The 18797-nt window shown below is 44.1% G+C and carries 18 protein-coding genes; 12 read left to right on the top strand and 6 right to left on the bottom strand.

Going from position 1 to position 18797, the window contains the following annotated elements; all coding sequences use genetic code 11:
• The first annotated feature begins 146 nt into the window (after nt 1–146).
• On the top strand, nt 147–2507 hold the full coding sequence (locus tag FHS10_RS21325; protein WP_259094426.1) for a DUF5690 family protein: 2361 nt from the start codon (nt 147–149) through the stop codon (nt 2505–2507).
• A 46-nt stretch (nt 2508–2553) separates the two neighbouring features.
• Nucleotides 2554–3228: a phosphonatase-like hydrolase gene (locus FHS10_RS21320; RefSeq protein ID WP_259094424.1), complete on the top strand. Its 675-nt coding sequence runs from the start codon at nt 2554–2556 to the stop codon at nt 3226–3228.
• Nucleotides 3229–3766: 538 nt separating this feature from the next.
• On the opposite strand, the gene FHS10_RS21315 is transcribed toward FHS10_RS21320, so the two are convergent.
• A complete protein-coding gene (locus tag FHS10_RS21315) occupies nt 3767–4810 on the bottom strand; it encodes a DUF4097 family beta strand repeat-containing protein (RefSeq protein WP_259094421.1) in 1044 nt (347 codons plus the stop codon).
• 261 nt (nt 4811–5071) lie between these two features.
• Here FHS10_RS21315 and FHS10_RS21310 point away from each other — a divergent pair, with 261 nt between their 5' ends.
• From FHS10_RS21310 to radA, 8 genes are all read left to right on the top strand, one after another.
• Nucleotides 5072–5224 (top strand): hypothetical protein, encoded by a 153-nt coding sequence (locus FHS10_RS21310; RefSeq protein ID WP_259094419.1) that lies wholly within the window; start codon nt 5072–5074, stop codon nt 5222–5224.
• A gap of 50 nt (nt 5225–5274) precedes the next feature.
• Nucleotides 5275–5397 (top strand): hypothetical protein, encoded by a 123-nt coding sequence (locus FHS10_RS21305; RefSeq protein ID WP_259094417.1) that lies wholly within the window; start codon nt 5275–5277, stop codon nt 5395–5397.
• Between the two features lie 307 nt (nt 5398–5704).
• Nucleotides 5705–6034, top strand: coding sequence for a DMT family transporter (locus FHS10_RS21300; RefSeq protein ID WP_259094415.1), 330 nt, complete (start codon nt 5705–5707; stop codon nt 6032–6034).
• A gap of 22 nt (nt 6035–6056) precedes the next feature.
• Nucleotides 6057–6638, top strand: coding sequence for a Crp/Fnr family transcriptional regulator (locus FHS10_RS21295; protein WP_259094413.1), 582 nt, complete (start codon nt 6057–6059; stop codon nt 6636–6638).
• A gap of 81 nt (nt 6639–6719) precedes the next feature.
• Entirely contained in the window at nt 6720–7610 is an 891-nt protein-coding gene (locus FHS10_RS21290) for an MBL fold metallo-hydrolase (RefSeq protein WP_259094411.1), read from the top strand.
• Nucleotides 7604–8068 (top strand): nuclear transport factor 2 family protein, encoded by a 465-nt coding sequence (locus tag FHS10_RS21285; protein WP_259094409.1) that lies wholly within the window; start codon nt 7604–7606, stop codon nt 8066–8068. Before FHS10_RS21290 ends, FHS10_RS21285 begins: the two co-directional genes overlap by 7 nt.
• Nucleotides 8069–8210: 142 nt before the next feature.
• Nucleotides 8211–8537 carry a helix-turn-helix transcriptional regulator gene (locus tag FHS10_RS21280; RefSeq protein ID WP_259094407.1) on the top strand — a complete coding sequence of 109 codons (327 nt, stop codon included), beginning with the start codon at nt 8211–8213 and terminating at the stop codon, nt 8535–8537.
• 441 nt (nt 8538–8978) lie between these two features.
• Complete coding sequence (gene radA / locus FHS10_RS21275; protein ID WP_259094405.1) at nt 8979–10397, top strand: DNA repair protein RadA; 1419 nt, start codon at nt 8979–8981, stop codon at nt 10395–10397.
• Between the two features lie 161 nt (nt 10398–10558).
• On the opposite strand, the gene FHS10_RS21270 is transcribed toward radA, so the two are convergent.
• Nucleotides 10559–11932: an NHL repeat-containing protein gene (locus tag FHS10_RS21270; protein ID WP_259094403.1), complete on the bottom strand. Its 1374-nt coding sequence runs from the start codon at nt 11930–11932 to the stop codon at nt 10559–10561.
• Between the two features lie 257 nt (nt 11933–12189).
• Here FHS10_RS21270 and FHS10_RS21265 point away from each other — a divergent pair, with 257 nt between their 5' ends.
• Nucleotides 12190–12654 carry a DUF4920 domain-containing protein gene (locus tag FHS10_RS21265; RefSeq protein ID WP_259094402.1) on the top strand — a complete coding sequence of 155 codons (465 nt, stop codon included), beginning with the start codon at nt 12190–12192 and terminating at the stop codon, nt 12652–12654.
• 15 nt (nt 12655–12669) lie between these two features.
• Here the strand turns inward: FHS10_RS21265 and FHS10_RS21260 are convergent, their stop codons facing one another.
• The 3 genes from FHS10_RS21260 to carB all read right to left on the bottom strand — a co-directional run bounded on the left by FHS10_RS21260 (nt 12670) and on the right by carB (nt 16810).
• Entirely contained in the window at nt 12670–13149 is a 480-nt protein-coding gene (locus FHS10_RS21260; protein ID WP_259094400.1) for a hypothetical protein, read from the bottom strand.
• 56 nt (nt 13150–13205) lie between these two features.
• Nucleotides 13206–13895, bottom strand: coding sequence for a hypothetical protein (locus FHS10_RS21255; RefSeq protein WP_259094399.1), 690 nt, complete (start codon nt 13893–13895; stop codon nt 13206–13208).
• 98 nt (nt 13896–13993) lie between these two features.
• A complete protein-coding gene (gene carB / locus FHS10_RS21250) occupies nt 13994–16810 on the bottom strand; it encodes a carbamoyl-phosphate synthase large subunit (protein WP_259094398.1) in 2817 nt (938 codons plus the stop codon).
• 483 nt (nt 16811–17293) lie between these two features.
• On the opposite strand from carB, the gene FHS10_RS21245 reads away from it, so the two are divergent.
• Nucleotides 17294–17824, top strand: coding sequence for a hypothetical protein (locus FHS10_RS21245; protein ID WP_259094397.1), 531 nt, complete (start codon nt 17294–17296; stop codon nt 17822–17824).
• A gap of 4 nt (nt 17825–17828) precedes the next feature.
• Here FHS10_RS21245 and FHS10_RS21240 read toward each other — a convergent pair whose 3' ends face one another.
• A complete protein-coding gene (locus tag FHS10_RS21240) occupies nt 17829–18791 on the bottom strand; it encodes an energy transducer TonB (protein ID WP_259094396.1) in 963 nt (320 codons plus the stop codon).
• Nucleotides 18792–18797: the final 6 nt, after the last annotated feature.

Raw genomic sequence — 18797 nt, 5'->3', positions numbered from 1 at the left:
ATAAGCTTTTAATAACACAGGGGCTTTTTTGCAGCAAGTATCTTTGTTTTTTTACGTAGAGATGCTTTTGCTCCATAAATCCCCTTGTGTTTATTTTAACTACTGTTGTGGATCATTTGATGCAAAAGCCATTCAAATAATGGTGCATGCAGCAAACTGAATCATCGGCGCGGTTAAAACGGATTTTTTCTAATCCGGCATGGGCGCTGGTGGCCGCGTTCGGCACTTATTTTTGCATGTACGGTTTCCGTAAGCCCTACACCGCTGCTACTTATGCCGATGCCTCTTTCCTGGGCATCAATTATAAAATACTGCTCATCATCGCCCAAACCATAGGCTACGTAATTGCCAAATGGGTAGGCATCAAAATAGTATCCGAGATAAAACACAACCAAAGGATCAAAGCCATTTTAGGCCTCATTCTGTTTGCCGAGTTAATGCTCCTGCTTTTCGGTATTGTGCCCCGCCCCTGGAACATTGTTTGTTTATTACTGAACGGCCTGCCGCTTGGTGTCATCTTCGGCCTGGTGCTGGGCTTTTTAGAGGGCCGTAAAAATACCGAGTTTCTGATTGCCGGTTTGTGCGCCAGCTTCATCGTATCAGATGGGGTTTCCAAATCTGTAGGCGCTTTGTTGTTGGGCTACGGCGTATCAGAAAACTGGATGCCTTTTTTTGCCGGCCTGGTGTTTTTAGTGCCCACGCTCATTTTTATAGCCATGCTGGCCTGCGTACCCCTGCCATCGCCAACAGATATCGCGGCCAGGTCTGCCCGCGAACCAATGAAAGCCGAAGACAGGTGGCATTTTTTCTGGAAATACGCGCCCGGCCTCATCGGCATCATCGCGGTATACCTGTTTGTTACCCTGTTAAGAAGCGTACGGGCCGATTTCGCGGTTGAGCTTTGGGCCGGTTTAGGCTATCATCAAACCCCGGCATTGTTTACCCAATCGGAGTTATTGGTTTCATTCGGCGTTATCATCGTGAACGGGGCTGTGGTTTTAATACTGAACCATTACAAGGCCTTCCGCTTTTCGCTGTTTATTTGTATGGCCGGCTTTGCCATATTACTGGCTTCTGTTTTTGGCCTAAGCCATGGGCTTGGTACATTTTCATTTATGGTGATGCTGGGCCTGGGGGTTTACCTTCCTTATGTGGCTATCCACACCATTGTATTTGAACGCCTGATAGCCATCACCCGCGAAAAAGCCAATGTGGGCTTCCTGATGTACATTGTTGATTCGGTAGGCTACACCGGCTACATCGGTTTAATGTTTTTGAGGTATGCCGCGCCATCGGGCTATTCTATCCTCAACATTTATCTCAAAATTTGCATTGTGCTGGGTATCGTATCCGGCCTTATCGTGCTGTTTTGCTTCTGGTATTTTAAAATAAAATTGAAAGGAATGAATCATAAACAAACCAACTTTCCGCAAGGTAAAGCTGCCGTATTTAACGGTGCGGGCTTACCTTTTGAATTTATTGACAGGCAGGTGCCTTTTATTAAACCCGGCGAAATCCTGGTTAAAAACCTGTATACCACGCTTTGCGGCAGCGATATTCATACCTATTGCGGCCGGCGTATTGAGCCGGCACAAGTAGTTTTAGGACACGAAATTGTTGGCGAGATCCTGTGGATAGACCCTGCTCATCCCGGGAAAGATTTTAATGGTAATGTTGTTACGGTTGGCGACAGGATCACCTGGTCGATATTTTCGGTACCGGCTGATGTAACTGCCCCACGCGTAGATATGCCGCAGAAAAGCGACCAGCTCTTTAAATATGGCCATGCCCTTGCCATTGGCGACGATGTATTTAACGGCGGCCTTGCCGACTATTGCGTACTGCACGCCAATACCGCCATGCTTAAAATATCAACAGAGATCCCTATCCCTGTTGCAGCAACCATAAGCTGCGCGCATGCTACGGTAACCGGCGCGCTAAGGGTGGCTGGCGATTTAAGCGGCAAAAAGGTACTGATCTTTGGCGCGGGCTTGTTAGGCCTTTCATGTGTTGCCATGTGTAAAGAAGCCGGGGCCAGCTGGATTGGTTTAATAGATAACGATGAAACCCGCTTACACTGGGGGCAAAAATTCGCGGCTGATGAGAGCTACGCTTTCCCCGCAGCCGATAACCTGGATACCTTGCCGTGGCCCGATGCTGATTTTGTTTTTGACATGACCGGTGTGCCACAGGCCATGAAAGTTGGATTAGATTCCCTTGCACTTGGTGGTATTGCCATTTGGATAGGCGCGGTATTCCCCGAGAAACCGGTACCTGTTGACGCGCAAAAAGTGGTGCGCAGGCTGTTGCAGATCCGCGGGCTGCATAATTACAATTACGAAGATTTTGTGAACGCTACCGCCTTCATCGAAAACAACTACCTTAAATACCCTTTTGAAGCTTTAATTGAAAAGGAATATCCGTTGGATGAGGTTGCAGAAGCATTTACATTTGCAACGGCCAGCAAGCCGGTAAGGGTAGGCATTAAAATAAGCGACCCGGCTTAAAATTGATCATTAAAAAAAGTATTAACAAACAATAAATAACAGTATTATGATAAAAATGGTTGTGTTTGATATGGCCGGAACTACCATAGATGAAAACAATGTAGTTTATAAAACGCTGCAAAAAGCGATCAATGAGGCTGGTTTTGATTTTACCCTCGACCAGGTATTGGCACAAGGTGCCGGGAAAGAAAAATTCCAGGCGATTAAAAGTATTTTAGCTACATACGCCGATAATACCGACGAGCAACTGGCCAGCGAGATATATGGGAAATTTGTAGTGCATTTAAGAGATGCCTATGCCAATATCGAAATTTTCCCGCAAAACAACGCGGTGACTCTTTTTGATGCACTGAACGAAAAAGGCGTATTAACGGTATTAAACACCGGCTATAACAAAGAAACTGCCGAATCGCTGATTGATAAATTAGGCTGGGAAAAAGGCCACACGTTTGACGGCCTGGTTACGGCTACCGATGTTGGCAAAAACCGCCCCAACCCGGATATGATCTGGCTGGCTATGGAGCAATTTGGTATTACCGATGCCGCCGAGGTTGTTAAAGTTGGCGATTCGATCATTGACATTGAAGAAGGCCAAAACGCCGGTTGCGCCCTCAGTGTAGGCATTACCACCGGTGCCCATACCAAAGCCCAGCTTGAATCGGCGAATCCCGATGCTATTATTGATGATTTGTTGGAGCTGTTGCCTTTGTTGGATAAATAAGGGGTTTCTCTCGGGGTAAGAAAAAGATTATAAAACCATGTCATTGCGGGTATCTATTAGGGGTAATTCTAAAAAAATAGGGATGACGTTATTTATTGAATCGCCATTGCGAGTTGTAAAATCGGGCGGACTCTGAAGGTGGAATGACAACATCGCCCTCTTGTCATTGCGAGGAACGAAGCAATCTCGTCGCCATGCATATTCGCTCTGTATGGCTACGAGATTGCCACGCTGCGCTCGCAATGACATATTTTTATATTTGTCATGGGTAGGAGGAACGACGAAGCAATCCCCTACTTACAGGGCGGATCTGCATAGTCGGGGATTGTTTCGTGCCTCGCAATGACGCGTTTTATTTGTCATTTTCCACTTTAAAGTCCGCGGATTTTAAAACTCAGGATGACAAATTTCCTATGTCATTTTCCCCCTCAGAAGCCACCGGATTTTATAACTCGCAATGACATTATTGATTACAAAAAAAGCCCCGCATTTTTCAACGCGGGGCTTTGTCTTTATATATGATCTGTTATTGGTTTGCTTAGTTAAATTTTACGCTAACGTTGCCGCTCGACGCGTTTGCTGTAACCGGGATGCCGCCGCCATTCACACTGCCTTTAATATGTTCTTTGTCCCAATTGCCGCTAAAATCGCTGATGGTTGATGGGTGCTGGTTGATCCTGTCGCCGCTGATATCAAGGTCAAGGCCTTGTTTAAGCGGTAACGATAGGTCAAGGTTACCAGAGCTTACTTCCAGTTTAAGGTATTTGCCAACCTTGTTCATTTGGGTACGCATGCTGCCGCCGCTGGTTGAAGCGCTCAGGCTGCAATCCATCCCTTTAAGGTCGATACCGCCGCCAGATGTGCTGGTAACCAGTTCGCCGCCAATGTTGCTGCCTTCAATGCCACCACCGCTGGTGTGCGCGCTGATAGTTCCTTTTAAATCGGTAAGGCGTAAACCACCGCCCGATGTTTCCAGTTTAATTTTGCCGGTGCAGTTTTTTGCTTCGATGCCGCCACCGCTGGTTTGCAGGTCGATGTTATCGCCCGAGTTTGAAACCCGGATGCCACCGCCCGATGTATTGCCATGGATAACGCCATATAAGTGGTCAACTTCTAAACCACCGCCGCTGGTGGTAAAAGTTTCGTTGCCCTTTAAATTATCTAAACGGATACCGCCACCGCTGGTTTTCAGATCGGTAGTAACCTGGCTTGGTACAAATACTTTGAAGGATATGCTGATCGATTTTTTCCAGTCCATGTTCTGGTGCTTGTTTTTGGCAATGGCACGTACTTCATGGCCGGTTACGGTTACGCTCAGGTCGTAATCGGCATCAAGGCGTTTCTGGATCTCTTCTTTTGATAATTCGCGCCCGTTATTACCGCGGATATATACTTCAACCCGGGGGGCCTGTCCGCTTTGGCCGCTCACGGCAATACCACCGGCCGATGTATTCACCACAACACTGGTAATGGCATCGCTTGCTAATGATTTGGTTAAATATGGGGTTTTATCGTCGTTATCCTGTGCAAGCGCCGCAACTGTTTGGCCTGCAAGTAAAAATAGTAATAGGTACTTTTTCATTTGGTTTGAAATTGGTTTACAGGTATAAGACAGCAGCCCGGTTAGTTTCGTTGCAGGGATGATGAATTTTTATGGAAAGGATATCCAAAAAATCATACTCACCCGGCAACGTAAGATTTAGCCAACAGGAATCTTGATTCCCGGCTCTTTTGTGTCCGGCTTCATTTTGGCTACAAAGCCGTCTGTTTTAGCTAAGTGGGGGAATTGCCGTAACTCTCACTTTTGTATCAGTCAGTACAAACACTGTAAAACATACAAAACATGAAGACTATTTTTATTGCCGGTGTATCTGCGGGTTTGGGTAAGGCAACTGCTATATTATTTCAATCGGTGGGCTGGCGCGTAATTACCACCATGCGATCTCCGGAAAAAGAAACAGAGCTGAACCGGGTGGCATCAAAAGCAATTATATGAATGTGATGACGGTTATGCAGGATAGTGCTTGCGATGAGTAAAACCAACACATGATGGTTGGTTTTACCGATGGTACGCTCATGGAATTTTCGGAACCCGCCGTTATAGCAGCAGTAGTTTATGAGGCGGCAACCGATAATAAAGATCAATTAGGCAAACGTTGGCATGGGTAAATGTTGAACACCTGCATCGTTTTGTTGACGATTTGATTGGAGTTAAAGATTTTTTAAGTTATTGATCAAAATGGTTACTTTCCTTATGTCATCCAGTACTAAGGCACAGCCCCTCATCGGAATTTTTTATGATATAATAAAGTATACTGCTCATTTAAAAAAAAACGATTACGAGCGGGATTTATTTAAGGTAATTTTAGTTGCTGTGATGTTAATACCTTTGTACCTCAATAAGTGGGATGCCCAACCGCGAGGATAAGCGGGTAGTTTACATGTTAGATCAACGTATTAAACAAGAAGTTTAAAAATGAAATATTTATATCTGGCGTTGGCTATCATCTCAGAGGTGACCGGGTCAAGCTTTCTTAATGCCTCAAACCAGTTCTCTAAGCCCCTTCCATCCGTCATTACTGTTATATCGTACCTGGCTTGCTTTTACTTCCTGTCTGTTACATTAAAATACATTCCTTTAGGCGTTGCCTATGCCATTTGGGGAGGTTTGGGTATTGTACTCACAGCTATTGTCTCTGTCGTAGTTTTCAAATCAAAAATGGATCTGCCAGCTATTATGGGCATTTTGCTTATTGTTTCTGGTGTACTCGTGCTTAATTTCTTGTCAAAAACGAATGCACACTAAGATGCAGATTACTTAATTAAAGATGAACAACCTACTTAAACAAAATATCAGTAGTCATATCGTACTTTCGGCTAAGGAATTGGAGGATTTCTGCAATTTATTCCAACAAAAATCTATCAAGCGAAAAAGCTTTCTTTTGAGGGCGGGCGAAGTTTGCAAATTTGAAGGCTTTGTTATCAAAGGGCTTTTTCGCGTATATCACATTAACTCCAATGGTTTTGATCAGATTCTTTATTTTGCAATTGAAAATTGGTGGATCACCGATATTGATAGTTTTACCAACGCAATCCCATCCCAACTTTTTATTGAAGCGTTGGAAGATAGCGAGGTGCTGTTAATTTCGAAAAAAGATAAGGAGTTTGCTTACGAAAACCTACCTGAAATAGAGAAGCTATTCAGGATAATGACCCAAAAGACACATGTTGCCCTGCAAAGAAGGATGATAGATAACCTGGGTAAAACGGCCGACCAACGCTACCTTGATTTTATAGAAAAATATCCCCAGCTCTTCCAACGGCTTTCCAATCTTCAGATCGCCGCATATTTAGGTATCAGCCACGAATTTTTGAGTAAGATCAGACGGAAGATTGCTGGTCGAAAATAAGTGGCCTGCATTTATTGAACTTGTTCAATGTTTTAAGGCGTGTACTGTAAGCATTTTTGATTCATCATTTAAATTAAGAAGATGAAACAAATTTTTTCAATTGTATTACTAACCACTTTAATTTTATTCAAAATGGACGTACAGGCACAAAGCTTCAAAGTTATTGAAGCAAACGATCTAAAACTTCAGATTTACAACGCGGCAGAAAACAGTTTTGGCGTAGCATCAGTCATCGTATCAGGAAAAACTGATGCTGTGCTGATCGACGCGCAATTTACCCTGGCGGATGCTGAAAAAGTGGCTCAGGAGATCAAAAAATCCGGTAAGAAGTTAACAGCTATTTATGTTTCTTACGGCGATCCTGATTTTTACTTCGGCCTTGAAGTATTCAAAAAGTATTTTCCCGAAGTTACGGCTTATGCCTCGGCATCAACTGTAGATCATATTAAAGCTACTGCTCAAAAGAAATTAGATGTTTGGGGTGGGCAATTGGGCAATAAGGTAACCTCAAATGTTATTTTACCGCAGGTATTAAAAGGGAATAGTATTGATCTGGAAGGCCAGAAATTAGAGGTTTATGGCTTAGATGAGTTCCCGGCCAAAACGTTTGTGTGGATACCATCCATTAAAGCAGTTGTAGGCGGTATCAACATCTTTGGAACCACCTTCAATCTTTGGATGGCCGATGCGCAAACAGCGGAAGCCCGCACACAATGGATCGGTGTTTTAAACAAAATTGAAGCCCTGCATCCGGCTATTGTGGTTCCTGCCCACGCCAATTCTGCAAGCCCTTTTGATATTGGTGCTGTAAAACATACAGAAAGTTATATTAAGTTTTACGAAGAGGCGTTAAAAAATAACAAGACTTCTGAAGCCCTGATCAAAGCGATCAAAGCAAAATATCCGACGTTAACTTTTGAAACCGCCCTGCAAATTGGTGCTAAAGTAAACACGGGTGAAATGAAATGGTAAAATTATTTAAATCGTTCGGCCTGGCACTGCTTATCGCATTGCCGGGTTGTACTTTAAATCAAAAGAAAATGACCAATTTAGAAATTGTAAGGAGCACTTATGAAGGTAAAACTTCGGAGGAGAACGGTAAGAACTTAGCCAGATATGTGGCTGCAGATATCAGCTGGACGGAAGCCAAAGGATTTCCCTACGGTGGTACCTATATCGGCCTGGAAAATATTGCCAAAAATGTATTCAGCCGTTTAGGCAGCGAATGGGTAGGCTATAAGTTCACTCCGGAAGACTATGTTGCCAGTGACGACAAGGTTGTTGCGTATGGTACTTATACAGGCACCTATAAACTCACCGGCAAACCCTTTACAGCCAGGGTGGCGCATGTTTGGAAGTTGAAAGACGGCAAGATCATCAGCTTTGAACAGTTTGTGGATAGCCAGACCGTTAATGATGCTATAAAATAAAAATTCAAATTAGGGCCGGCTAAAAAGGTCGGCCCCAATTTACGATGGTTTAAGTAAGTCTATAATTATCCTAAATACGTAAAGTGCGGGTAAGCTTCAGTCAAGGAATACTAATCATGGAAATTCCTTTTTTAGGATTTTCATGCTTCAAAATAAGCATCATGAAAACAGGAGCAAAGCAGCCAATAATGATATGCTCACCCGAGTAGAGGAGCTGTTAGCCGGGTATTTTGATACCGAAAAAACCTTGATTGATGGACTGCCTGCGGTTGAGCAACTGTCGGGGCAGTTGAACGTGTCATCGCATTACCTCAGCGATATGCTGCGTACGCTTACGGGGCAAAACAGGCAGCAACACATTCATGCCAAACTGATTGAGAAGGCTAAGGAGATGCTAAGTACTACTAACCTTTCCATCGCCCAAGTTGCCTACAAGCTGGGCTTCGAACACCCGCAATCATTCAACTAATCTTCCGGGTTTTAAAAACCCTGCAAATTGCCGATTTTATCGCCTGCAAAATTAAGTACTAAAACCGTCTTTAATGGTGACACTATCTTGTCGGTAATCGGGAGGTGATCCGCAGGATACCCGCAGGGGCTTCAAAGTCATTCCAAAGGTGTTCAAAAGGATCCCAAAGGTGTATGGGAGGTTACAAAAGATAGCCATTTTTATGCTATTAACCTCTCTTTTGAAGTACCGTTGATAACGGTTAGCGTACTGATTGCTTTTAAAAGTGGTTCTATGCCGCCGTGTTAACTTATAAAGTTAATAATTTAATGTGTTGATAATCAGCGATTATTTAGGTTTTAGATAGAAAATGAGCCATGGATTTCAGATATGCTAATTAAATTAGTAAATTAGGTAATAATCTGCATATTTGCACATCTGCAATTTGCATATCAAACAATAATGGCAAAAACCAAAATCGCTTATTTCTGCCAAAGCTGTGGCTTTGAATCGCCCAAATGGCTGGGCAAATGTCCCTCATGCCAGCAGTGGAACACCTTTGTTGAGGAAATTATTGACAAAGGCAACGCGGCAGTACCCGCCTGGAAACCCGCATCAACCACACAGCAACGGGCGAACAAACCGGTGCAGGTAACCGATATTACTTTTAGCGAAGAGCAACGTACCCTAACACCCGATAAGGAGTTTAACCGCGTTTTGGGCGGCGGTATAGTAGCCGGGTCATTGGTGCTGATAGGTGGGGAGCCGGGCATAGGTAAGTCAACCCTGATGCTGCAACTTGCGCTCAATATGCCCAACATTAAGGTGCTGTATGTATCGGGCGAGGAGAGTGAAAGACAGATTAAGATGAGGGCGGAAAGATTGGCCCCCCAGCCCCCTGAAGGGGGAGCAATAGGGAGCGGATGTTTTATATTGACAGAAACATCAACCCAAAACATTTTCAAACAAATAGAGGCTTTGGAGCCCGATCTGGTGGTGATTGATTCTATTCAAACCCTGCATTCCTCACATATTGAATCTACCCCGGGCAGTGTGTCGCAGGTACGGGAGTGTACGGCCGAAATGCTGCGCTTTGCCAAGGAGACCTCTACACCGGTGTTCCTGATAGGGCATATTACCAAGGATGGTATGATAGCCGGGCCCAAAATATTGGAGCATATGGTTGATACCGTGCTGCAATTTGAGGGCGACAGGCACCACGTGTACCGTATACTACGCACCATCAAAAACCGTTTCGGCTCGGCATCTGAGCTGGGTATTTATGAAATGTTAGGCGAGGGGCTAAGGGAAGTATCAAACCCATCCGAGATCCTGCTATCGCACAGGGATGAGCCCTTGAGCGGCATTACCATATCGGCTACGTTAGAGGGCATGCGCCCCATGCTGATTGAAACCCAGGCGCTGGTAAGCACATCGGCCTATGGCACGCCACAGCGTACCGCAACAGGCTTTGATACCAAACGGATGAGTATGTTGCTGGCTGTGTTGGAAAAACGCTGTGGTTTCAGGCTGGCTGCCAAGGATGTGTTTTTGAACATTACCGGCGGCATCCGGGTAGAAGATCCGGCTATCGATCTGGGTTTGGCCGCGGCCATCATCTCCTCGCACGAGGATATGCCCATACCCTTTAAAACATGTTTTGCCGGCGAGATAGGATTATCCGGCGAGATTCGCGCTGTAAACCGTGTTGAACAGCGCATTGCCGAAGCTCAGAAGCTTGGCTTTAACCAAATCTTTATCTCCAAATACAACCTCCCATCAGGCGGCCAGGATAAAAAACGGATGGACCTGTCCCGCTATGATATCGATATCAAAATAGTGAGCAGCATTGAAGAAGTATTTGGGCAGTTGTTTGGATAGGCTATTGGACTTGGAGACTATTGGACGGTAGGACTGTGAGATGATTATGAGATATCAAAAAAAGGATATAAACAAAAAGAGGATGGAGAATACGTATTCTCCATCCTCTTTTTAACTGTCTAAGTCCTATCGTCCAATAGTCCTATCGTCCCCAAAGTCCTCTATAAAGAAGGTAATACTATTTTACGGATGCTGTTATTGCCGGCGTCGGTTACGTAAATGTTTCCGTTGCCATCGGCAACTACACCTTGCGGCGATGCAAAACGGGCACTGGTCCCGGTACCATCGGTAAAGCCGGCAGTTGCACTTAAGCCAGCTAATGGTATAAGCACTTTATCGGAAGTTACTTCAAATACGCGGCCGGTTTGATCTGTTATAAACATGTTGCCTTTGGCATCAATACTTATGGCAGATGGTGTGCCTACTATCCTGTGGGTTGATTTGCCGAAGTAGGTAGTCACCACACCGGCAGCTGTAATTTTACGGATAGAGTAGTTAAACGAATCAGCTACATACAGGTTGCCCGATGCGTCAACAGCTATGCCCGATGGCTTGTTGAATGAGGCGCTGGTGCCCGTAAGGTTATCAACCTGGGCTGCAGCCCTGTTGCCGGCAAATGTAGTTACCACGCCGGCTGTGGTTACCTTACGGATAAGGTTGTTACCTCTATCGGCTACATATAAGTTTCCATCGGCACCAAATACTAAACCACGTGGGTTGTTGAAACTGGCATTAGCGCCTGTTCCGTCATCATAACCTGCAGTACCACTTCCTGCAAGGGTGCTTACCACACCACCGGGAGTAATTTTACGGATCATGTTATTGCTAAAGTCGGCTACATAAATGTTTCCGGTGGCATCGGTAACCAGGGCTTGTGGCGCATAAAAACGCGCATCGGCCAATGAGCCATCAACATAACCAATAGTACCGTTACCGGTAATGGTGGTTACCGCGGCGGCACTGGTCATCTTCCTGATAGCGCTGTTTAATGCATCGGCTATGTAAAAATTCCCGCTGGCGTCAATTGTAATTCCTTGTGGGCTGTAAAATGTAGCCGCGGCACCCGTAGCATCGTCAAAACCTGCGGCTGCGCTACCTGCAAAAGTGCTTACAGTACCAACTTTGGCAGAAAGATCGGCCCCGGTAGTAAACTCAACTACGCTTCCGTAAGCTGTACCTGCAGCATTTGTTGCGTATGCACGTGCATAGTATTTAGTATTAACCTTAAGCGGATGCATTCTGCTAACAAAATACAGGTTAAGCACAGTATCTGTGGTTTTTGAGTCGGCAATGGTAGGGGTTGCATTGGTAGCACTCCAGCAAACACCATTAGCGGTAATCGCGTCGGTAGAGTTCTCGGTAATCAGTCCGCCGCTGCGGGCGCTGGTATCGGCAGCATCTTTAACTACGTCGCTTGTTCTTAAAACTGGTAGCAAACTTGCCGAATTATTGCTTTTAAGACATCCTGTTCCGGCCAAAGCAATGATAAATAAAAATGCCACAGCAAGCACAGATTGAGTAAGGGTTTTGTTCATTTTGAATTATACAAATTAATATAGCAAGGGTATTTTATACACCGTAAAAATAAACAACTTGCTATAGCTTATTACTTTATTAAGATATTTTAACATTCATTAACATTTAAGTAAATGATGTTTGCAAATTGAATACAAATAAATGAGTTTACAGTGAATATATACGCTTTAATGCCGGCAAATGTAACAGTTAAAATTCAATAAGCCACGCAGGCAACATTTTGCCCGTTGCACTGTTGTGTTTAAAAGCTGTAGTCATGAAATTTCTGTTGTTTTTTATATCGATGTTTTGCGCTGTATCAGTAGCTGCTCAAAAGCATATCCCTATACCTCATGGCATGGTTTACGGCCAAAAACCAGATACCCTAACGGTGATGGGGGCCAATAAAGTGGAAGCTTTTATGGGCAAAAAAACACGGATCATCACCGCTATTGAGGGTAAAGTGATCAGGGTGACCAAAGCAAAAGGCGGCTGGTTTGAGATGGACGCCGGCAATAGCAAGATCATAGCGGCGCATTTTAAGGATTATAACATTACCCTGCCCAAAGAGCTGACCGGGCGCACAGTGATCATTGATGGCGTAGCCCAAAAGCTATTTATTGCCGATGACCTGCAACACCTGGCCGGCGATACCGTGACAGGTAAAAAGCAACACCAGGTAAAAACCGATCCTAAACGAAAGGTAACGTTTGAGGTAAGAGGCTTGCTGGTTGATAAATAGGATCGGCGTTATAAATTAATCAAGCCGCGTAAACGAAAAACTGTAAATAAGCCGTATGCCCGCAACCGGTGTGGCACGGTAATCGTTTTTCATATAATCGCCATGAAGGTTAAGGTCGAGCGTTTGCCGGTGACTTGAAAGCAGCATAAAGCCGATACCACCCGTGCCGCCAATGCCACCTGCATCATCGCCATTATAGTGCGCGAAACTGCCGGCTGTAACATACAAAGTTGGATTAAAGTAGTACCGGCCCGCAAGGCCCGCATAAACGGCATAAGGTACCTCACCACCTATTGATGGTACCAAACTTACAGATTTGGTTAGTTTGATTTCGCCTTGTAAAAGGCCGCCAAAACCCTGGCTGTTTTCCCTTGATGTGTTGAGGGCTACACCAATACCGATGGCGTTTTTTGCCTGGGCATGAGCTTTATCGGCGCAAAAAATAGTGCATAGGAATAGTATCGAAAATACAAAACCCTTATTGTTAGCAGGCATAAAGTGTTTTTTTATGCAAATTAACAATAAGGATTTATATGTTTTTTAACTATTTGTTAATTAAACCTGGCATCGCGGGTTAAAACAGATGATTCTAAGTATAGATTGGTGGTAAACAGGTCTTTAATTTTTTTGGCTATTTCGGCCTGGTTTACGGTTGCGGCCTCGCGTTTGCATTTAAGATGATGTTCTTTAGCAACTTTTTCGGCCAGGTCGCCAAGGGTTTTTACTTTTAGCTCTTTACCAAACCTGCCAGCAAGTGCTAAACCTGCAAGGGCAACAATTAAACCTACAGCAGCCATCACAGGTTGAAAAAAGAAACCAGCTAATGAAGCGATAAGTACAAAAGCAAAAGTGGCTATAACACCCTGTTTAGGTTGCAGCAGGTTAAGTTGAAAGCCCATTTCTCTTTCTATCTCGTTGATAACCACAATACGGTTATCGCGGGGAAAGATGTCCTCAAGCTTAGTTTGGGGTTTTACCATTTCCCTTGGGGCGGTAACGGTGGAGTTAATGGCATTCCTGATCTTATAAAATGCCTGCTGTGTAGTACAGCTTTCGTTGTTTACATGTTTTACTTTTTCAACAACAATATCGCAAAGCTTGCCAAAGGTTTTAACCTCTCTAACAGATGTATCTTCTAAACTGATATTAAATGATTTTTCAATTTTTCCAAGAACTTCACCTAAATCCTCAGGATCAACATTATTAAGGTTGATGGCCTGGTTATTTGAATTAACTTTCAAATTATAGAAACTAAATTTAACAATAATTTGTCCCGACTTATGTCGGGACAAATGTTATTAGCCCTTAAACTACAACAAATAGTAATTTAATGTTTTAATTATCTGCTCAGGTACATTGATTTCTCTTTGTACAAGTGACGGAAATAAGGGTCCTGCAGGTTAGGAATGAAGCGGATAGCCTCGCCTGTCGATTTCATTTCAGGACCTAATTCCTTGTTTACTTCAGGGAATTTATCAAAGGAGAATACCGGTTCTTTGATGGCATAACCCCATAGTTTACGCTCGATGGTAAAGTCTTTCAACTTGTTTACACCCAGCATCACTTTAGCTGCTATGTTAATGTAAGGTACATCATAAGCCTTTGCAATGAAAGGAACCGTACGTGATGCACGTGGGTTAGCCTCAATCACATACACCTGGTCGTTTTTGATAGCGAACTGGATATTTAACAGGCCACGCACGTTTAATGCTTTGGCAATTTTTACAGTGTACTCTTCCATCTTGCTGATCACATCGTCCGACAGATCAAACGGTGGCAATACCGCGAATGAATCGCCGGAGTGGATACCCGCGGGTTCAATGTGTTCCATTAAACCAACAATGTGTACATCGTCGCCATCACTGATTGAGTCAGATTCGGCTTCGGCAGCACGGTCAAGGAAGTGGTCTATCAATACACGGTTGCCGGGCAGGTTTTTCAGCAAGCTAACTACGGCTTTCTCCAGGTCTTCATCATTAATTACAATGCTCATACCCTGGCCACCTAACACGTAGCTTGGGCGAACCAATACCGGGTAACCTACTTCATGTGCAACCTCAAGGGCTTCTTCGGCACTTTCGGCAACACCATATTTAGGGTAAGGGATTTCTAATTCTTTCAGCAAGTCGCTAAAGCGGCCGCGATCTTCGGCAATATCCATGTTGTCGAAAGACGTACCGATGATCCTGATGCCATGCTCATGCATCTTTTCGGCCATTTTTAAAGCCGTTTGGCCACCAAGCTGAACAATTACCCCGTAAGGTTTTTCCAGTTCGATGATCTCGCGTACATGTTCCCAGTAAACCGGCTCAAAGTATAGCTTATCGGCCATATTAAAGTCGGTTGATACCGTTTCGGGGTTACAGTTAACCATGATAGCTTCAAAGCCCGATTCTTTGGCGGCCAATAAGCCGTGAACACAGCTGTAATCAAATTCGATACCCTGGCCAATACGGTTAGGGCCCGATCCTAATACGATGATCTTCTTTTTATCGGAGCAGATAGATTCGTTCTCGCCTTCGTAAGTAGAGTAGTAGTAAGGGGTTTTAGCAGGGAACTCGGCAGCGCAGGTATCAACCATTTTATAAACGCGGTTGATGCCTAAGGCCTTGCGGCGCTGGTAAACATCCTCTTCGGTAACGTTACCTAATATATAAGCGATTTGGGTATCTGAGAAGCCTTTTTGCTTAAGGGTGAACAGGAAATCTTCAGGGATGTTGTTCAGTGAGTAGCGGCGTAGCTCGTTCTCTAAGTTAACCACATCCATAATCTGGTTCAGGAACCAGCGATCGATCTTGGTAACTTTACGTACCGATTCGATAGGTACGCCTAAGCTTAATGCATCATAAATATGGAATAACCTGTCCCAGCTTGGATGCTCCAGGCTGTACATGATTTCTTCCAGGTTGCGGCTCTGGCGGCCATCGGCACCTAAACCTGCACGACCGATCTCTAAACTTTGACAGGCTTTTTGCAAAGCTTCAATAAAGCTGCGGCCAATGCCCATAACTTCGCCTACCGATTTCATTTGCAGGCCAAGCTCGCGGTTGGCACCTTTAAATTTATCAAAGTTCCAGCGGGGGATCTTCACAATCACATAATCCAATGTAGGCTCAAAATAAGCCGAAGTTGTTTTGGTGATCTGGTTTTCTATTTCATCGAGGTTGTAACCTATAGCCAGCTTGGCGGCAATTTTAGCAATTGGGTAACCGGTTGCCTTTGATGCCAAGGCAGATGAGCGCGAAACGCGTGGGTTAATTTCAATGGCGATGATAGATTCATCGGCGGGATTAACCGAGAACTGTACGTTACAGCCGCCGGCAAAGTTACCAATGGCGCGCATCATGCGGATAGCCTGGTTACGCATATCCTGGTAGCAGCGGTCGCTCAATGTCATGGCCGGAGCCACGGTGATCGAGTCGCCGGTGTGGATGCCCATCGGATCGAAGTTTTCGATAGAGCAGATGATGATCACGTTATCGTTATTATCACGCAACAGCTCTAACTCATATTCTTTCCAGCCTATAACGGCCTGTTCAACCAAAACCTCGTGGGTTGGTGATGCCTGTAAGCCTTTGCTTAAAGCGGCATCAAAATCTTCCTTTTTGTGTACAAAACCGGCACCTTTACCACCAAGGGTATAGCTTGGGCGAATAACCAGCGGGAAACCTATTTCCTGCGCGCCTTCTTTACCTTCAAGGAACGAGTTTGCAATTTTTGATTTGGCAACACCTACACCAATATCAACCATTAACTGGCGAAAAGCTTCCCGGTTTTCGGTTTTTTCGATGGCCGCAATGTCAACACCAACAATTTTAACACCGTACTTTTCCCATATGCCTTGCTCTGCTGCCTCAATACAAAGGTTAAGCGCGGTTTGGCCACCCATGGTAGGTAATACGGCGTCAATTTTTTGCTCGTTAAGTATCTGTTCGATACTTGCAGTGGTTAAAGGCAGCAGATACACATGATCGCCAATAACTTTATCCGTCATGATGGTGGCGGGGTTACTGTTAATGATGGATACGGTAATACCTTCTTCTTTAAGGGAAAGGGCGGCTTGCGAGCCGGCGTAATCAAATTCGCAGGCCTGGCCAATAATGATGGGGCCTGAGCCAATTATCAGAACGGATTTGATGGAATTATCTTTGGGCATAGGGCTTTTTTTAAGTCAAAAGTTCTAAGTCAAAAGTTAAAGGATTTTGTCTCCTTTAAACGATTTTTCCTATGCACTGAAGGCGAGAAATCCCGACCTCAGTGTCGGGGTGCAAAGATAGAGTTTTGAAGGACACAATTAATCTTTTTTTTCAATAAATGTTTATATTTTATGTACGTCCTTAAATTTTAGCATTTCGGAGAGTTTTAGCTCCTTCTCGGTGTCAAATCCGCACGATGTTGTAAAGTTTCGTGGATTTACAAATGGGTAGCCGCTATGCGGCAATTAAAGCCCTGGTTTTTAACATGATTTAATGTTGATAAAAATGGCTGTTTCATTGTGCAAATCTGCCGCATAGCGGCAACCTGTTTGTAGAACTATTTGTTTCCATAAAATCTTAATATATTTATGCGGTGTAAAGCACATGAAAACCAATTAAACTTGTAATTGTAATATAGTACAATTACCTTACAGCAATAAACTATGATGAAGAAACCTGTATTTTTTCTGCTTGCTGCTATGCTGCTTTTGGGAAGCTGTGGTATGCTGCAGTCTATCATGAAATCGACGTTTCCTTATACGGCCGATCTTGTGATTATGGCGAATACAAAGATAGGCGAACCGCACACAGTGATAAGCACCGGTAATAGTTACGATCAGGATTTTACCAAGGATGGCAACAACGCCAATCAGATTAGCGAGGTACGTATCATATCGGCCAAATTGCAGTCAAAAGATCCTTCAAATTATAACATAGGTAATATATCGGCCCTGCGGGTTTATATGGCTAAGGCCGATGGCAGCGATGAGGTGTTGGTGGCCATTCGTAAAGATATTGCGGCAAACTCTGGTAACAGCGTTGTGTTGGATATTGATAACTCGCACTTTTTAGATGAGATAGTAAGGGAGCCTGGGGTACGCATCCGTATGGTTTACCTGCTGCGCAAAGGTGTAGATATTGACGTCAACCTGAAATTATCACTTAGCATTGGTGCCGAGCCGAGGGAGCGTTAAGTAATTAATTTAAAGCGAAGCTTACAGGCACCGAATACTGCACCCTTACCGGCGACCCATACATTGTTCCAGGAACCCATTTAGGTGAGTTATTTAACACCCTGACAGCCTCCTGGTCAATAACTGGAACAACAGACTTTGTTACCTTTATTTCTGTTATACGCCCATCTTTTTCTACCACAAAACTTAATACAACCTTGCCCTGGATGTTGTTTTCACGGGCAATATCAGGATATTGAATATTGTTTGAAAGATATCTTGCAAAACCGTCAAGTCCGCCTCTAAACTGCGGTGCCACGCTTCGTGCTTTCGTGTAGTTTACAGTTTTACCATCGTCAAGTTTGGCAAAGCCTGTAACGAGTATTCCGTTATTATAGGTTTCTTCAAATGAAGTATGACGATTATCATTGCGTCCTTGCCAAACGCCTTCTCGTTTGCCGTTTTTTACATCGCCCTGTTCGGTAATTTTTTTAAAATCTTCATCATAGCCTATATAGTGTCCGTTTCCCTCGCTTACTAATGATGTTCCGGTTGAGTCGCGGCACTCGTTAATCAGGAAATTGTTTTCGAGCTCATTATAAAGCAGCCCATTATCAGGATAAGTTAGTGCCTGGTAAATTTTGCCGTTGGGAAAGTAGTAATATTCGATATTGATAAGCAGGCCTTTTTTATAAGTTGATGCTGTTTTCTTGCCGCCATTTTTAAAAAAGCGGATACATTGCTCTTCAAGCGTAAGCGGATCAACCGTCGATGATTTACCAAGCATCTGTACTTTACCATCAAGATAGTACTCAAACACATTAAAGTTTACCGAGCCCGAATCAGGCTCGCGTACTATCCTGATATAGTCTGCGCTATCGCGTACTTCAACATGTTTGCCGTTATTTTTCAGAAAATAAACATTTTGGCGTTGGGCAAAGCAAAGCGATGCTAAAAAAAGTAAAACAAAGGTTAAAGGTAGTTTCATTGATAA

This window comes from Mucilaginibacter dorajii (assembly GCF_024808255.1).
Lineage (GTDB): Bacteria > Bacteroidota > Bacteroidia > Sphingobacteriales > Sphingobacteriaceae > Mucilaginibacter > Mucilaginibacter dorajii.
The sequence above is the reverse complement of the archived record's forward strand: the minus strand, read 5'-3'. Positions and strand labels throughout refer to the sequence as shown.

Excerpts from the sequence above, each read along its gene's own strand:
- FHS10_RS21295 (WP_259094413.1), top strand. The coding sequence starts at position 6,057 with ATGAACAACCTACTTAAACAAAATATCAGTAGTCATATCGTACTTTCG.
- FHS10_RS21265 (WP_259094402.1), top strand. The coding sequence starts at position 12,190 with ATGAAATTTCTGTTGTTTTTTATATCGATGTTTTGCGCTGTATCAGTA.
- FHS10_RS21240 (WP_259094396.1), bottom strand. The coding sequence starts at position 18,791 with ATGAAACTACCTTTAACCTTTGTTTTACTTTTTTTAGCATCGCTTTGC.
- FHS10_RS21260 (WP_259094400.1), bottom strand. The coding sequence starts at position 13,149 with ATGCCTGCTAACAATAAGGGTTTTGTATTTTCGATACTATTCCTATGC.
- FHS10_RS21305 (WP_259094417.1), top strand. The coding sequence starts at position 5,275 with ATGATGGTTGGTTTTACCGATGGTACGCTCATGGAATTTTCGGAACCC.
- FHS10_RS21290 (WP_259094411.1), top strand. The coding sequence starts at position 6,720 with ATGAAACAAATTTTTTCAATTGTATTACTAACCACTTTAATTTTATTC.
- carB (WP_259094398.1), bottom strand. The coding sequence starts at position 16,810 with ATGCCCAAAGATAATTCCATCAAATCCGTTCTGATAATTGGCTCAGGC.
- FHS10_RS21310 (WP_259094419.1), top strand. The coding sequence starts at position 5,072 with ATGAAGACTATTTTTATTGCCGGTGTATCTGCGGGTTTGGGTAAGGCA.
- FHS10_RS21285 (WP_259094409.1), top strand. The coding sequence starts at position 7,604 with ATGGTAAAATTATTTAAATCGTTCGGCCTGGCACTGCTTATCGCATTG.
- radA (WP_259094405.1), top strand. The coding sequence starts at position 8,979 with ATGGCAAAAACCAAAATCGCTTATTTCTGCCAAAGCTGTGGCTTTGAA.
- FHS10_RS21245 (WP_259094397.1), top strand. The coding sequence starts at position 17,294 with ATGATGAAGAAACCTGTATTTTTTCTGCTTGCTGCTATGCTGCTTTTG.
- FHS10_RS21325 (WP_259094426.1), top strand. The coding sequence starts at position 147 with ATGCAGCAAACTGAATCATCGGCGCGGTTAAAACGGATTTTTTCTAAT.
- FHS10_RS21270 (WP_259094403.1), bottom strand. The coding sequence starts at position 11,932 with ATGAACAAAACCCTTACTCAATCTGTGCTTGCTGTGGCATTTTTATTT.
- FHS10_RS21300 (WP_259094415.1), top strand. The coding sequence starts at position 5,705 with ATGAAATATTTATATCTGGCGTTGGCTATCATCTCAGAGGTGACCGGG.
- FHS10_RS21320 (WP_259094424.1), top strand. The coding sequence starts at position 2,554 with ATGATAAAAATGGTTGTGTTTGATATGGCCGGAACTACCATAGATGAA.
- FHS10_RS21280 (WP_259094407.1), top strand. The coding sequence starts at position 8,211 with ATGCTTCAAAATAAGCATCATGAAAACAGGAGCAAAGCAGCCAATAAT.
- FHS10_RS21315 (WP_259094421.1), bottom strand. The coding sequence starts at position 4,810 with ATGAAAAAGTACCTATTACTATTTTTACTTGCAGGCCAAACAGTTGCG.